Here is a 14,300-nt window from a genome sequence, read left to right as displayed (position 1 = left end):
CGTGCGCGGCCAGCCATGTGCCAGCGCGAAGCCGGCGGCGGGCTCCGACCGGGCTCGTCGATGGGGTGAAGCGCATGCAGGGGCCGCCGGAAGGCCCGGCGACTCCATTGCGTACGACGAATTGCGAGGAAGGGATCAGTTACGCGACAAAAGCGCGACGCGGCGCGGCGGTGCGCGGCTCGCAGCCGGCGCGTCCATCGTGCTCACCGCGCTCGAGCATCGCGAACAGCCTGGCCACACGCTGGCGTTGCGTGGCCACGAGGTCGTAAGTCTGCTCGAGCACGCGCAGGCGCTTCTTCCAGTAATCGGCGTCGATCCCGCGCGGCGAATGGGCGCCCTGCACGTGGGTCACGTATTGGACCATGCGCTCGACGTGGTCGAGTTCGGTGTCGGCAAGGCTGGCCGGCAGCAGGCTGCCGGCGTTCGGTCTCTGTGGCTGCTGTGTGGAACGCATTATTTTTTGCCTGTGGTCGTAGGGTTCCGGCGCCCGGGAAGGGCGGTCCGGAGCATCGTCGCCGCGGGTCGATCTATCCCCCGGACCCGCGCCGCGATGCGCGAGGTGTTCCCCGGCCGCCCCTCGTTCGTCAACGTCCCGAACGCGGCCGATCCCCCTTGTTGGTTACCCAGCGACAATACCCAGGCTTGTCCGGCAGCCTTGACCGTGCGTCTCAATTTCGCGCCCTGAGCCTACCCCCACCCCAGCCACACCCTCAACGCGCAAAGTACATGTCGTGCAGCGCCTCGACCTCCACCTCCGCCGCGCGCGCCGCGAACGTGACCTTGCCGCCCTGCATGAGGTAGACCTGGTCGGCCAGCCGCAGCGCCATATGGGTGTTCTGCTCGACCAGCACGATCGTGCGGCCCGCCGCCTTCAGCCGCTCGAGAATCGCGAAGACTTCCTGCACCATCACGGGCGCGAGTCCGAGCGAGGGCTCGTCGATCAGCATCAGTTGCGGCGCCGACATGAGGCCGCGTCCGAGCGCGAGCATTTGCGCCTGCCCGCCCGAGAGCGTGCCCGCCGGCAGCGCGCGGCGCTCCTTGAGCAGCGGGAAAAGCGCGTAGACCTCTTCGAGCTGCCGGGCGGCCCCGGCGCGGCGCGTCTTCGCGAACGCGCCCAGCATGAGGTTTTCCTCGATCGACATGTCGCGGAAGATCATGCGGCCCTCGGGCACCATCGCAATGCCGCGTTGCGCCATGTCCCAAGTGGGCACGCCTGCGAGCGGCGCGCCTGCGAAGGCGATCTGCCCACGCTCGAGCGGCACGAGCCCCATGATGGCGCGCAGCAGCGTGGTCTTGCCCGCGCCGTTGGGGCCGACGATGGTGGTCACCTCGCCGCTCGCCACGTTCAGCGTCACGTCCCACAGCACGTTGATCGCGCCGTACCCCGCGCGCACGTTGTTGATCTCAAGCATGGGCCGCCTCCCCCGTATAGCTGCGCACCACTTCCGGATCGCGGAACACCTCGGCCGGCGGCCCATCGGCGATCAGCTTGCCGAAGTTGAGCACGGCCACGCGGCGGCACAGGTTCATCACCGTTTCGATATCGTGCTCAATGATCAGGATGCCTACGTTATAGCGCTCGTGCACGTCGATGAGCGTCTTCATGAAGCGCCGCTTGGTGGCCGTCTCGAGGCCGCCCAGCACTTCGTCGAGCAGCAGCAGCCTGGGTCCTGTCGCCAGCGCCTTCGCCACTTCGAGCGCCTTGAGCTCCGTGAGCGCCAGCTCGGTGGCCGCGTCGCGCTGCGCCTTGCCGGCGAGCCCCAGAAAATCGAGGATTTCGTCGATGCGCGCCTCGTCCACGCGGCCCGCGCCGAAACGCTGCGCGACCACGAGGTTCTCGCGCACCGTGAGCTCGTGCATCGGTTGCGGCACCTGGAAGGTGCGCCCGATGCCAAGGCGCGCGCGCCGGTACAGCGGCGTCTTGAGCAGGTCCACGCCCTCGAAGCGGATCGACCCGCTGGTGGGGCGCACGAGCCCCGAGACCGCGTTGAAGAGCGTGGTCTTGCCCGCGCCGTTGGGGCCGACGAGGCCCACCACGTCGTGCGTGCCGAGCGTGAGCGAGACGCCGCTCACCGCCGTGATGCCGCCAAAGCGGATCGACACGTCCTGCAACTGCAGTTCCGCTTTTGATTCAGCCTGCTGCATAAACACCTCGCCGGGTACGTTTGAGGCGCAGCGCGGTCAGGCCCGCGGGACTCACGATGATCATCGCCACGAGCAGCATGCCGAGCACGATCTGATGCCCCGTCGGCAGCAGGCTCTTGAGCACCAGCTGATCGATCAGGTACACCGACACCGCGCCCACCAGCGGGCCGAGGATGGTGCGATAGCCGCCGCAGATCGCCGCGATGATGGGCACCACGGCCCAGCTCGCGTTGAACGCGTAGTCGGGCTCGAGAAAGTTGATGTAGTGCGCGTTGAAGGCGCCCACGAGGCCCGTCATGAGCGCGGAGAGCATCAGCATCGCGAGCTTGAGGATGACGCTGTTCACGCCCACCACGCGCGTGGCGTCCTCCGACTCGTGCATCGCGCGCAGCGCGAGCCCGACGTGCGAGCCGCGCAGCTTCGCATAGACCGCGGCGAAAACGATGACGATCGTGAGGATCACCAGGTAACCGCCGCTCTTGCTGCCGAAGTCGAAGCCCGCCACCTTCGGCAGCGAGGGAATGCTGGAAAGGCCGCTCGCACCGCCCGTGAGCCCCGACCATTCGGTCGCGACGATACGGAAGATCTGCGCATAGGCGAGAATCGCCAGCGCGAAGTACGGCCCCTTCAGGCGCAGCGCGGGCGCCATGGCGAACGAGGCCAGCGCCGCGCCCACGCCGCCCGCGGCGATCGCGGGAAACACCGGCCAGCCCGCCTTCAGCGTGAGCAGCGCCGAGATGTACGAGCCCACGCCGAAGAACGCGCTGTGCCCGAAGCTCACCATGCCGCCCAGGTTGCCGAGCAAGGCCCACGCGAGCGCGATGCCCGCAATCGTGAGCGAGGCCACAGCGAGGCTCATCAGATAGAGGTTCTGGCCGAGCACGAGCGGCACGGCCACATAGAGCACGGCCAGCGTGACGGCCAGCACCGCCACACGTGATGCGGGCCACGCAGTACGGCCCGCTTGCGGATTGAATGGCGTCGTCATCGGCCTTACCCCCTTCGCTTCGCCACGCCGAACAGGCCGTTGGGCAGCACGTACAGCACGATCAGGAACAGCAGCATGCCGGCCAGCTCCTGCAATGCGGAGCTCGCGAGCGTGACGGTCAGCGCCTCGGTAATGCCCAGCAGCATCGCGCCCGCCAGCACGCCCGGAATCGAGCCCACGCCCGCAAGCACGGTGATGATGAACGCCTTCACGGTGAGCGCCTCGCCTATCGAAGGCTGCACGGCACTCGACGCGTAGATCGACACGCCCGCGCACGAGGCCAGCACGCCCGCCACGACGAACGAGACCAGCTCGGTCTTGCGCGGATCGATGCCCATGAGGCGCGCGGCATCTCGGTTGCTCGAGATCGCGCGCACGGCGCGGCCGTACCACGAGCGCGAGAGCCACCACCAGAGCGCGAACATCAATACGACGCTGATGCCGAACGACAGCACTTCGCTGCGCATGGAGAGCAGGTTGCCGAGCATCACGCTGTCTTGCAGCCAGGCGTTGCCGGTCGAGCGCACATCGGCGCCCCAGCCCAGCAGCACGGCGTTGGTCAGCACGATGCCGATGCCATAGGTGAGGATCAGCGAATTCAGCTCGCGGTCGCGCTTGATGCAGCTCACCAGATACCACGCGGCCACGGCCGCCACGCACACCACCGGAATGGCCACCGGAATCGCGAACACCGGGTTCAGGTTCAGGCGTGTCTCGAACGTGTAGGCGATATAGGCCGCCAGCAGCACGAGTTCGCCGTGCGCGAGGTTGATGATGCGCATCGAGCCGAACACGAGCGCGAGCCCGAGCGCGACGAGTGCATACGCACCGCCCACGAGCACGCCCGAGTACAGCGATTGCAAAACGAGTTCGGTCATCGCGACCTCCTTCAGAACGACGATTGCGGCGATAGCAACGAATGCGGCGAACGCGGCGCACTCACCATGGCAGCGCCGGATAGTTGAGCTTGCCCGTGGCGCGCTCCTTCGGCCACACGAGCACGATACGGTCGCCCTGAATCTGCGCCATGTTGTTGGAGAACGCCGGGTTCTCGCCGTTGGCCGCGAAGCTCACCTTGCCGATCAGCGTGTCGTGCGGCTTCGCGCGCAGCTCGGCGGCAATGCCGTCCTTCTTGAGCGTGCCGGCGTCGGCGGCGCGCGCCATCGCGTTGAACAGCAGCATCGACTGCACGAACGCGAACTCGGCCACGTAGTCGGGCTCCTTCTTGTACGCGGCCACATAGGCGTCGACGAACGCCTTGCCTTCGGCGCTGCCGAACTGCGCCGGATGCGGCAGCATCGCGCAACCGATCACGTTGTTCACGAGGTCCGGAAACTCGGCGGCCATCTTCGGCGTGGCAATCGCCCATACCCCCATCACCGCCTTCAGTTGTGGCTTGAGGACCTTGGCTGCGCGCAGGATGCCGATATAGTCGTTCTCGTAGCCGATCATCAGCATGACTTCGGGCTTGTCCTGCAGGCGGATCTTGTTCACGAGCGGCTTGAAATCCGTCATCGTGGGCTCGAACGCGTGCACGGTCACCGTCACGCCCTGCGCACGCAGTTTCGTGGAAACGTCGTTGCTCAGATCGGTGGTGGCCTGCCTGGTCGAGGCCACGATCGACACCGACTTCACGCCCATCGCATCGAGCTGCCCCAACACGGCCTTCGAGTAGCCCGATGCGGGCCCGATACGGAAAAAGCGCTTGAGGCCGCGCGAAGTCATCGCGCTGTCGACAGCACCCGAGGTGATGTACACGAGGCCGGCCTTGTCGGCCGCCTCCGAAGCCGGGCTCACGGCGTTCGAGCCGTAGCCGCCGGTAATCGCGAGCACGCCCTGCGAGGCGAGCTTCTCCACGGCGGAAACGGCCTTGGCCGGTTGCGCTTCGTCGTCGATCACGGTGAGCGCGACCTTGTGCTTGCCATTGCCGCGATTGAACATGTCGGCGGCCACCTTGATGCCTTCGAGCTGCGCGTTGCCCGCGCGCGCCATCGAGCCCGTGAGCGGCAACTCGACGCCCACCGGCAGCACGTCCGCAAATGCGGACGGTGTGGCTGCCAGCAGCGCGAGCGCACAGGCGCCAAGGTTGATGATCGCGCGCGCGAACGCGCGCCCTTTGCCGCAATCGGCGTTGCGAGAAGTGCTGCGGGACATCGAGTCCTCCAAACCGTCTTTTATGGTGTTGTCGTGCGCGCCCTGGCTCGATGGCGAGGGCATGCTTCGTGCAACTCGCGCGCGGCGCGTCTGCATGCGCGCTTCGCGTGGCGAGGATTTCAGGCGCTATCTGGATCGCGGAGGCTCACCACGGCACGCCAGGGTAGGCGGGTTTCACGGTGGCATATTGCGCAGGCCAGACGAGCGCGAGCTTGCCGTTCGCGGCGAACTGGCCCATGTGCGCGACATAGTTCGGGTTGTCGCCGCGCGCATCGAAGCTCACCTTGCCGAGGAAGGTGTCGTCGCGCCGGGTGGCGCGCAAGGTGTCGGCCAGGCCGCCCTTGTCGAGCGTGCCGGCCTTCTGCGCGCTCGCAATGGCGTCAAAGAGCAGTTGCGCGTAGACGAACGAAGTCTGCGACTGGTAGTTCGAGACGGTCTTGAAGAGCCGCTCATAGGTGTCGGAGAAGTCGCGCTGGTCCGCCGAGCGGTAGTCGGCCGGCGACGAGAGCACGGTCGCGCCGTACACGTTCGGCACGAGATCGGGGAACGACTGCGCCATCTTCGGGCTCGCGAACGCCCACGGCGCGGCAATCGCCTTGAGCTCGGGCTTGAGCACGCGCGAGGCGCGCAGAATGCCCACGTAGTCGTTCTCGTAGCCGAGCATGGCCATGGCATCGGGCTTGTCCTGCAGCTTCACCTTGTTGATGAGCGGCTTGAAGTCGCTGATCGAGGGATCGTAGGCATGCAGGAAGGTCTTCACGCCCTTGGCCTTGAGCGCGGCGTCCAACTGGCGCGCGAGGTCGCTGGTTGCGTCCTTCGTCGAATAGACGATGGCCACCGACTTCACGCCGAGCGTCTCGAAGAGGCCCGTCATGCCCTTCGTATAGCCGGGCGTGTTGCTCACGCGAAAAAAGTTCTTGAGGCCGCGCGTGACCATGTCGTCGCTGGTGCCGCCCGAGGTGACGTAGACGAGCCCTGCCTTGCTCGCGGCCTCGGAGGCCGGGCCCGCGCAGTTCGAGTTCGCCGCGCCCGCGACGGCCACCACGTGCTGCGAGGCGAGCTGCTCGACAGCCGCGACGGCCTTGGCCGGATTCGACTCGTCATCAATGGCGACGAGCGTGATCTTGTCTTGCGGATGGCGCCGGTTGAACTGGTCGGCGGCCACCTGGATGCCGCGGTACATCTCCGTGCCGGCTTGCGCGAGCGGGCCGGTCAGCGGCAACTCGACGCCCACCTTCCATTCGCTTGCGTGGGCTTGCGCCGGTGCCAGGAGGCCGCTTAGCGCGGCGGCCAGCGCTGCTGTCGAGGCGCCGCCGCCGGCGAGACGGCGCAGCGTTCGCACGGCACGGCGCGCCTGCACGGCGCGCGGCTTGAATCGGGTCATGTCTCCTCCGTTGCCTCGAGGGCCTTTTGTATGAGGGTTTACCGCCGCGTTTTATTTCGCATTTCGAATCATTCGATAGCGACTCCGTCGGCCAACGGCCCCGGGGGGGCCGGGTGCGTTGCGCCCAGTGGCTGCGAAACGCCTGCTGCATTGGGTTTGCCGCTATGGAACAGGTGCCAGTGTGGGCGAGCACCAGCAAGCTAACAATTTGTTTTCGGAAAAGCCGGCGTTCGGCTCGGTGGAAGTCGGCAATTGCACCTAGGTGTGGGGGCGGGCTTCAAGCCTGCCTGTCCGGCGGCCTCGGCGGCTACGGGAAAACCCTCAAAAAAATACGGTACACACCGATCATTCGCGCAGCGTCGAAGATTAATTGCATATGCAACTAGCCAGCTGATATTTCCGTTTCGCGCGCACTACGCCATTTCGGATCCGGCAATGGATTGTTGCGCAGGAAAGTGGCACAGCCCGTCCGCCTCGGCACAGACCTGGCGTATACCCCGAAGTTATGGGCGTGGCACGCGATTTTTGTTTTCGAATCAACGAAACAAGGCCTTAAACAGAGGGTCAATTGATGCAGCGGGGATTTTTTCAGGTTGCCTCGTCTTGACCGCGATCCTAGAATCGGGACGGAATTGGGCCGCGCTCACGCGCCGCCCTTTAGAAAAAAGCATGGGGATGAGACATGGCGATAGCACCGGACGCGCAACTGCCTGGCCGCGGCTTCTACGGGCAGGCGTTCGAAGCGGGCCGGCCCGCCTGAGCGCGGGCGATGCCAGGACTACGCTAAACAAAGGGGAGAAACGAATGGACGACATGCTGACCGCCTCGGCGCAAACCGTGCTCGCCGACCTCTGCACACCGCAATTCGTGCGCGGCGTGGAAGCGGCGCACGACCGCCGCGCGGGCCGCGAGCTCTGGCGGCAACTCGAAGCACGGGGATTGCTGGACGCGCTCGTGCCCGAGGCGCAGGGCGGCGCGGACTTGCCGCTCGCCGAGGCCGCGGGCGTGCTGTTCGCGTTCGGCCAGCACGCCTTGCCGCTGCCGGCGGCGCACACGATGATCGCGCGTCATCTGCTGGCCGCGGCCGGCGTGGAGGCGCCGCGCGGGCCCGTCGCGCTGGCGATCGCCGATTCCACGCAAAGCATGGCCTTCGTGCCTTACGGGCAGGTGGCCGACGCGGTCGTGGTCGAAACGTCGGCGGGCACGTTTCTCGTCTCGCTCGATACGGCCTGCGTGGAGAAGCATGGCGAAGCGCTGGACGCCACCGTGAGCTTCGACACGCGCACGGCGTACGCGCTGCCCGCGCGCGGCATTGCCGAGCTGGGCGCGCTCGTGACCGCGGCCACCATGGCGGGCGCGATGCAGCGCGTGCTCGACATGACGACCGGCTATGTGAACGAGCGCCAGCCATTGGGCGGCTCGCCCGGCAAGGTCCAGGCCGTGCAGCAGCAACTGAGCGTGATGGCCGGACACGTCGCGGCCACGCGCATGGCCGCGCAGCTCGGCTGCGCCGCGCATCGCAGCGGCCGGCAGCGCCTCGCGAGCGCGATTGCCAAGGCGCGCGCGAGCCGCGCGGCGCCGCTTGTCGCGAACGGCGCGCATGGCCTCGTGGGCGCGATGGGCATCGCCGCCGGGTTCGATCTGCAGCTCTATACGCGGCGGCTACATGCGCAGCGCCTGCAATATGGTTCGGAATCCTTCTGGGATGAGATCGTGGGTACGCACGCGCTCGATCACTGGAATGGCGCGGCCGAGGGTGTAGTCGGGATTTTTGATGCGCTTGATGAAGCTGCGATGCCGCCCCGCACCGACACCTGGACGCACTGAAAACGCGCTGCGACCGCTCTGAGGACACGCCGCTGGCGTACGACTCAGGCGGCGCGCGCCACGCAACGACCACCGGCGTGGCGCGCGTGCGGCCGCTATCTCCCCTGCCACCGTGCCGGCCGCTTCTCCGCAAACGCCGCCGCCCCCTCGCGCGCATCGGCGGACGCGAACACCGGCTCCGTGATCGCGCGTTGCCGCGCGAACATCTCATCTTGCGCCCAATCGCGTGACGCCTTCATCACGCGCTTGCTCGCGGCCACGGCGAGCGGTCCGTTCGCCACGATGCGCTGCGCCAGTTCGAGCGCGCCCGCAAGCGCCTCGCCCGGTGGCGTGAGCCGGTTCACGAGGCCGTACGCGTACGCGCGCTGCGCATCGCACATGTCGCCGGTCAGCACGAGCTCCATGGCAATGCGTTCGGGCAACTGATGCGGCAAGCGCAACAGCCCGCCCGCGGCAGCCACGAGGCCGCGCTTCACCTCGGGCAGCCCGAACTGCGCGTTCTGCGCCGCGACCACGAGGTCGCTCGCGAGCACGAGCTCGAAACCGCCCGCGAGCGCGTAGCCTTCCACCGCCGCAATCAGCGGCTTGGACGGCGGCGCCTCGGTCAGGCCCGCGAAGCCGCGCCCAGGCAAGCTCGGGCGCTCGCCCTTGAGGAAGCCCTTGAGGTCCATCCCCGCGCAAAACGTGCCGCCCGCGCCGGTGAGGATCGCAACGCGCAGGTCGTCGCGGCGCTCGAGTTCGTCGAGTGCCGCGGCCATGGCCTCGGCCACTGCCTTCGTGCAGGCGTTACGCGCCTGCGGCCGGTTGATCGTGAGGATCTGGATGCCATCGCGGTACTCGATCAGCAATTCGTCGCTCATGTGCTCTCCTGTTCTGTGAGCGTCCCGAAGGTCCGCTCAGCGCGGCTGCATGCGGATCGCGCCGTCGAGGCGGATCGTTTCGCCGTTGAGCATGGGGTTCTCGAGAATGTGCAGCGCGAGCGAGGCAAACTCGTCGGCGACACCCAGGCGCGGCGGGAACGGCACCATCTTGCCGAGCGCATCGCGAATCTCATCGGGCAGGCGTGCGAGCAGCGGCGTGTCGAACAGGCCCGGCGCGATGGTGCACACGCGAATGCCCTTGCTCGCAAGATCGCGCGCGGCCACGAGCGTCATGCCGACCACGCCCGCTTTCGACGACGCATACGGCACCTGGCCGATCTGCCCTTCGTAGGCGGCCACCGATGCGGTCAGCACGCAGGCGCCGCGCTCGCCGCCCGCGTTCGGCGTGTTGCGCGCCATGGCCGCCGCCGCGAGCCGCAGCGCGTTGAAGGTGCCGATGAGATTCACCCTCACCACGTCTTCATAGGCTTGCAACGAGCCGGGCGAGCCGTCTTTCTCGATCAGGCGCACCGCGCCGCCGCGGCCCGCGCAGTGCACGAGCGCGCGCAGCGTGCCGCGCTTCGTGGCCGCGTCGAACACGGCCGTCATGTCCGCTTCGCTGGTGACGTCGGCGGGCACGAAGCTCGCCGCCGGGCCCAGTTCGTCGGCCACCGCCGCCCCGCGCGAGCTCGCGAGGTCGGCAATCACAACCTGTGCGCCCTTCTCCAATAGTTGCTTCGCGCTCGCGAGACCGAGGCCCGACGCGCCGCCCGTCACCACGGCTACCGCTCCCTTCAGTTCCATGCCGTATCTCCTGTCGTTGTGTTGCCGTGCTGTGCCTAGAGGCGCTCAATGAGCGTCGCGTTGGCCATGCCGCCCGCCTCGCACATCGTCTGCAAGCCGTAGCGTCCGCCGCTGCGCTCGAGCGCATTGAGCATGGTGGTCATGAGGCGAGCGCCCGACGCGCCCAGCGGGTGCCCCAGCGCAATCGCGCCGCCCGCGGGGTTCAGGCGCGACGCGTCCGCGCCCAGCGCCTTCTGCCACGCGAGCGGCACCGAGGCAAACGCCTCATTCACTTCGAAATGCGAAATATCGCCGATCGAGAGGCCGACCTTCTTCAGCAGGCGCTCGGTAGCGGGAATGGGCGCGGAAAGCATCATCAGCGGATCGTCGCCGCAGACATCGAACGCGACGATGCGCGCGCGCGGCTTCAGACGCAGTTGCGCCGCCTTCTGTTCGTTCATCACGAGCAGCGCCGCCGCGCCGTCGGAGATCTGCGAGGCGTTGCCCGCCGTCACGTTGAACCGGATGCCCGGAAAGCGCTCGGCCAGCGCGGCGTCCTCGAACGAGGGCGCGAGGCTCGCGAGGCGCTCGGCCGTGGTGCCCGCGCGGATGGTTTCGTCCATGTCGATGCGGCGCGTGCCCGTTTCGCCTTGCACTTCGATCGGCACGATCTCGCGTGCGAACTGGCCCGCGGCGCGCGCCGCGTCGGCGCGGCAGTGCGACTGCGCTGCGTACGCATCCATCATCTCGCGCGTGAGTGCCCACTTCTGCGCGACCAGATCGGCGCTGACGCCCTGGCCCACGAGACCCTGCGGGTAGCGCGCGTGAAAGCGCGCGCCGTACGGGTCGCGGCCGATGCGCGACGAGCCCATCGGCACGCGGCTCATCGACTCCACGCCGCCCGCGATAACGATCTCGTTGACGCCCGCCATGACGGCTTGCGCCGCGAAGTGCACGGCCTGCTGGCTCGAGCCGCACTTGCGCTCGACCGTGGTCGATGGCACGTGCTGCGGAAAACCGGCCGCGAGCCAGGCGGCGCGGCCCGGCGTGGAGGCTTGGTCGCCCACCTGGCTCACGCAGCCGATGATGACGTCGTCCACGGTGCCGGGGTCGAGGTCGTTGCGCTCGACGAGTTGCTGGATCACCTGCGAAAGCAGGTCGACCGGATGCAAGTCGACGAAGGCGCCACCCGCCTTGCTCCGGCCCATGGGACTACGCACTGCGTCGACGATTACCGCGCTTTGGATCATGGTTCACTCGATGGTTGAAGTGGGGGGAAACCGGTGGCGCCGTTTCATCGGCGGCAAGAGCGCGATGGCAAAAACCGCGCACCGGAGACTAAAAATGAATCCACCGGATCAAAATACACCATACCATCTCAAAATTTCAATAGTGGTTAACATTTTTCGGCACACCAGGATCATTTTTGTTGATTTCTGATCGTCAATCCGCAACACTAGGCTCATGTTTCGGACTCAATGGATCGAATTTCAACCGCGACAGCACGCTCGAGCGCCTTTTTAGGCGCGGCAAAGCGCCGCTGTTGCGAAAAAATGAGCCAGTCGTCTTGAAAAATTGTTCCAGCCCACAGGTGAAAGCTAGAATGCCGGGTTTGCCGCACGGCGGGCCGCGCTCGCCCCAACCCGGCCTGCAGCGCCCTCACCATTGACGAAGGAACCCGAAATGACCGACATGGCCACCCCGCGCAGCGACGATGCAGCTGATGCACAGCCCGATTCGCAGCTTGTGAGCGCGCTCGCGCGCGGCGTGCGGATCCTGCAGTGCTTTTCGATGGGGGCGTCGGAGCTGTCGGCGCGCGAGCTGGTGGAGCGCACGGGCCTGCCCAAGCCCACGGCGCTACGGCTCATCAACACGCTGTGCGAGTTCGGTCTGTTGCGCTACTCGGAGCGCATTTCGAAGTACGTGCTGGGCACGGAGATGCTGAGCCTCGCCGCGCCCGCGCTCGGCCGCATGACGATCCGCCAGCTTGCGCGGCCGCTGATGCAGGAGCTGGCCGACTATTGTCAGGGCCAGGTGACGCTCGCGGTGGGCTATCGCCTGAACCTCGCCTATGCCGAGGTGATTCAGGGCGCGGGCAGCGCGGTGTACCGCTCGGAGATCGGCACGCGGGTCTCGCTCTCGCGCACGGCGTCGGGCCGCGCGTATCTGTGGACCGTGCCGGCCGAGACGCGCGAGCAGTACCTGCAGGAGACGCTCACGCGCGACCCGGCCAAGGGCGAGTTGCTCGCACAGCGCCTCACGCAGGCGCAGCAGGAGTTGCGCGAATACGGCTGCACGATCTCGCACGGCGACATGCAGCGCGAAATTCATTCGGTGGCGATTCCACTCGCTTCGCCCATCGACGACGAGTACTGGGTTTTCAGTTGTTCCATTGCGGTATTCAACATCAGCGGCAACCAGTTGACCGCCGACATTGCCCCCCGGCTGATGTCGCTGGTCAGGCGCGTGGAGGCAGCGCTCGGCAGTGTGACTGGAGCCGCGCACGATATGGAGACGAGACCGTGGAGCGTGTCCGCGAACTAGCAGTCGCAGCACCCGGCAAAGAAGCCCTGCGCTTTGCCGGCACCAACGAAATCCTCACTTACGCAGCACTGAACGAACGCGCGGACCGGGTCGCGCACTGGCTGATCGGCCTTGGCCTGCAACCCGGCGACGGCATTGCGCTGCTGTTCGAGAATCATCCCGCGCTTGCCGTGCTCGCCGTCGGCGCCGAGCGCGCCGGCCTCTACTACACCCCCATCAGCATCCAGTTGAAGACACGCGAGGTCGCGCACGTCCTCAAGGACTGCGGCGCGCGCGTGCTGATCGCCTCGCAGGCGATGCGCGAGCTCGCGCAAACGCTCGTGACCGAGGGCGCCACGCAAGGCGTCGCGTGCTTCATGGCGACAGCGGAAGACGCCGCGGGCCGCGCGGCGGATTGCGCACCGGCGCCCGGCTTCGCCTCGCTCAACGATGCGCTCGCCCGTGTAGACACGCGCGAGCCGCTGCCCGCCTGCCCCCAGGGCCGCGACTTTCTTTACTCGTCGGGCACGACGGGTCTGCCCAAGGGCGTGCTCAAGCCGCTCGTGCCGTGGGAGCAGCGCGCCATCGACGACACCGAAATGGCTTCGTGGCGCAAGAGCTTCGGATTCGATCAGGACTCCGTGTATTTGAGCACCGCGCCGCTTTATCACGCGGCGCCGCTGCGCTATCTGATGCGCGTGCTGCGCGTGGGCGGCCGGATTATCGTGCTGCGCAAGTTCGACCCCGAGGCCGCGCTCGAGACGATCGAGCGCTATCGGGTCACTCACAGCCAGTGGGTGCCGACGATGTTCATCCGCATGCTCAATCTGCCCGAGGCGGTACGCAAGCGCTACGACGTGCGCAGCCTGAAAGTGGCGATCCACGCGGCCGCGCCTTGCCCGCCGCTCGTCAAGGAGCAGATGATCGAATGGTTCGGGCCGGTGATTTACGAGTACTACGCGGGCTCTGAAGGTGTGGGGCTCACGGCGATCGGGCCCGAGGAATGGCTTGCGCATCGCGGCTCGGTTGGGCGCGCCAAGTTCGGCACGCTGCATATTGTCGACGATGAAGACCGCGATTTGCCTGTGGGCGAGATTGGCCGTGTGTTCTTCGAAGGCGGGCCGCCGTTCGAGTATTTCAACGATCCGGTGAAGACCCAGAGCGTCTTCAATCGGCACGGTTGGGCGACGTATGGCGATATTGGGCATGTGGATGCCGATGGCTATCTGTATTTGAGCGACCGGCGCGTCGATCTCATCATCAGCGGTGGTGTGAACGTCTATCCGCAGGAGATCGAGAATGTGCTTGCAGAGCATCCTGCCGTGGCTGATGTGGCTGTGATTGGCGTGCCGCATGCTGAGTTTGGGGAGGCCGTGAAGGCCGTTGTGCAGTTGCGTGAGCGGGATGCCGCGTGTCCCGAGCTTGTGGAGGCGCTGATGGCGTTTTGCCGGGAACGGCTCTCGCATATCAAGGTGCCGAGATCGGTGGATTTCGAGGAGGCGCTGCCTCGGCATGATAATGGGAAGTTGCTGCGGCGGCTGTTGAAAGAGCGGTATCGGGTCGCTGTGCGATGATTTTTTTCGCGTGTTCGCGGGCGTTGGCATTTCCTTGTTTTCGCGGCGGGCCGCAGGCGTTG

Annotated in this window: 13 protein-coding genes; 3 read left to right on the top strand and 10 right to left on the bottom strand. The window is 66.7% G+C overall.

Annotated elements, in window-relative coordinates; genetic code table 11:
• Positions 1-139: 139 nt before the first annotated feature.
• From BO1_RS55000 to BO1_RS41380, 7 genes are all read right to left on the bottom strand, one after another.
• The gene (locus BO1_RS55000) at positions 140-454 is read right to left on the bottom strand and encodes a hypothetical protein (protein ID WP_043288737.1); all 315 of its coding nucleotides are present in this window, start codon (positions 452-454) and stop codon (positions 140-142) included.
• A 256-nt stretch (positions 455-710) separates the two neighbouring features.
• Entirely contained in the window at positions 711-1,412 is a 702-nt protein-coding gene (locus tag BO1_RS41405) for an ABC transporter ATP-binding protein (RefSeq protein ID WP_028222592.1), read from the bottom strand.
• Positions 1,405-2,145 carry an ABC transporter ATP-binding protein gene (locus tag BO1_RS41400; RefSeq protein ID WP_043288736.1) on the bottom strand — a complete coding sequence of 247 codons (741 nt, stop codon included), beginning with the start codon at positions 2,143-2,145 and terminating at the stop codon, positions 1,405-1,407. The genes BO1_RS41405 and BO1_RS41400 overlap by 8 nt, the downstream gene beginning before the upstream one ends.
• Positions 2,132-3,133 (bottom strand): branched-chain amino acid ABC transporter permease, encoded by a 1,002-nt coding sequence (locus tag BO1_RS54995; RefSeq protein ID WP_043288735.1) that lies wholly within the window; start codon positions 3,131-3,133, stop codon positions 2,132-2,134. Before BO1_RS54995 ends, BO1_RS41400 begins: the two co-directional genes overlap by 14 nt.
• A 5-nt stretch (positions 3,134-3,138) precedes the next feature.
• Positions 3,139-4,011, bottom strand: coding sequence for a branched-chain amino acid ABC transporter permease (locus BO1_RS41390; RefSeq protein WP_028222590.1), 873 nt, complete (start codon positions 4,009-4,011; stop codon positions 3,139-3,141).
• 61 nt (positions 4,012-4,072) lie between these two features.
• Complete coding sequence (locus BO1_RS41385) at positions 4,073-5,287, bottom strand: ABC transporter substrate-binding protein (protein WP_084688705.1); 1,215 nt, start codon at positions 5,285-5,287, stop codon at positions 4,073-4,075.
• 145 nt (positions 5,288-5,432) lie between these two features.
• Positions 5,433-6,671: an ABC transporter substrate-binding protein gene (locus BO1_RS41380; protein WP_043288734.1), complete on the bottom strand. Its 1,239-nt coding sequence runs from the start codon at positions 6,669-6,671 to the stop codon at positions 5,433-5,435.
• Between the two features lie 804 nt (positions 6,672-7,475).
• On the opposite strand from BO1_RS41380, the gene BO1_RS54990 reads away from it, so the two are divergent.
• Positions 7,476-8,498 carry an acyl-CoA dehydrogenase family protein gene (locus BO1_RS54990; protein ID WP_167338440.1) on the top strand — a complete coding sequence of 341 codons (1,023 nt, stop codon included), beginning with the start codon at positions 7,476-7,478 and terminating at the stop codon, positions 8,496-8,498.
• Positions 8,499-8,593: 95 nt separating this feature from the next.
• Here the strand turns inward: BO1_RS54990 and BO1_RS41370 are convergent, their stop codons facing one another.
• The 3 genes from BO1_RS41370 to BO1_RS41360 are packed head-to-tail and all read right to left on the bottom strand — an operon-like array spanning position 8,594 to position 11,388.
• A complete protein-coding gene (locus BO1_RS41370; RefSeq protein WP_028222587.1) occupies positions 8,594-9,358 on the bottom strand; it encodes a crotonase/enoyl-CoA hydratase family protein in 765 nt (254 codons plus the stop codon).
• Positions 9,359-9,394: 36 nt separating this feature from the next.
• Entirely contained in the window at positions 9,395-10,162 is a 768-nt protein-coding gene (locus tag BO1_RS41365) for an SDR family NAD(P)-dependent oxidoreductase (RefSeq protein ID WP_028222586.1), read from the bottom strand.
• 35 nt (positions 10,163-10,197) lie between these two features.
• Positions 10,198-11,388 carry a thiolase family protein gene (locus BO1_RS41360; RefSeq protein WP_028222585.1) on the bottom strand — a complete coding sequence of 397 codons (1,191 nt, stop codon included), beginning with the start codon at positions 11,386-11,388 and terminating at the stop codon, positions 10,198-10,200.
• 436 nt (positions 11,389-11,824) lie between these two features.
• Between BO1_RS41360 and BO1_RS54985 the strand changes: the two genes are divergently transcribed.
• Positions 11,825-12,685 carry an IclR family transcriptional regulator gene (locus BO1_RS54985; RefSeq protein WP_043288733.1) on the top strand — a complete coding sequence of 287 codons (861 nt, stop codon included), beginning with the start codon at positions 11,825-11,827 and terminating at the stop codon, positions 12,683-12,685.
• Positions 12,664-14,238 carry an AMP-binding protein gene (locus BO1_RS41350; RefSeq protein ID WP_028222584.1) on the top strand — a complete coding sequence of 525 codons (1,575 nt, stop codon included), beginning with the start codon at positions 12,664-12,666 and terminating at the stop codon, positions 14,236-14,238. The genes BO1_RS54985 and BO1_RS41350 overlap by 22 nt, the downstream gene beginning before the upstream one ends.
• Positions 14,239-14,300 lie beyond the last annotated feature (62 nt).

The organism is Paraburkholderia oxyphila NBRC 105797, from assembly GCF_000685075.1.
Taxonomy (GTDB): domain Bacteria; phylum Pseudomonadota; class Gammaproteobacteria; order Burkholderiales; family Burkholderiaceae; genus Paraburkholderia; species Paraburkholderia oxyphila.
Note: the sequence above shows the minus strand (reverse complement) of the source record. Positions and strands in the feature narration are given on the sequence as shown.

Bases quoted from the DNA above. Each gene is read 5' to 3' on its own strand.
- BO1_RS41370 (WP_028222587.1), bottom strand. From the start codon at position 9,358: ATGAGCGACGAATTGCTGATCGAGTACCGCGATGGCATCCAGATCCTC.
- BO1_RS54990 (WP_167338440.1), top strand. From the start codon at position 7,476: ATGGACGACATGCTGACCGCCTCGGCGCAAACCGTGCTCGCCGACCTC.
- BO1_RS54995 (WP_043288735.1), bottom strand. From the start codon at position 3,133: ATGACGACGCCATTCAATCCGCAAGCGGGCCGTACTGCGTGGCCCGCA.
- BO1_RS41400 (WP_043288736.1), bottom strand. From the start codon at position 2,145: ATGCAGCAGGCTGAATCAAAAGCGGAACTGCAGTTGCAGGACGTGTCG.
- BO1_RS41385 (WP_084688705.1), bottom strand. From the start codon at position 5,287: ATGTCCCGCAGCACTTCTCGCAACGCCGATTGCGGCAAAGGGCGCGCG.
- BO1_RS41380 (WP_043288734.1), bottom strand. From the start codon at position 6,671: ATGACCCGATTCAAGCCGCGCGCCGTGCAGGCGCGCCGTGCCGTGCGA.
- BO1_RS41365 (WP_028222586.1), bottom strand. From the start codon at position 10,162: ATGGAACTGAAGGGAGCGGTAGCCGTGGTGACGGGCGGCGCGTCGGGC.
- BO1_RS54985 (WP_043288733.1), top strand. From the start codon at position 11,825: ATGACCGACATGGCCACCCCGCGCAGCGACGATGCAGCTGATGCACAG.
- BO1_RS55000 (WP_043288737.1), bottom strand. From the start codon at position 454: ATGCGTTCCACACAGCAGCCACAGAGACCGAACGCCGGCAGCCTGCTG.
- BO1_RS41405 (WP_028222592.1), bottom strand. From the start codon at position 1,412: ATGCTTGAGATCAACAACGTGCGCGCGGGGTACGGCGCGATCAACGTG.
- BO1_RS41390 (WP_028222590.1), bottom strand. From the start codon at position 4,011: ATGACCGAACTCGTTTTGCAATCGCTGTACTCGGGCGTGCTCGTGGGC.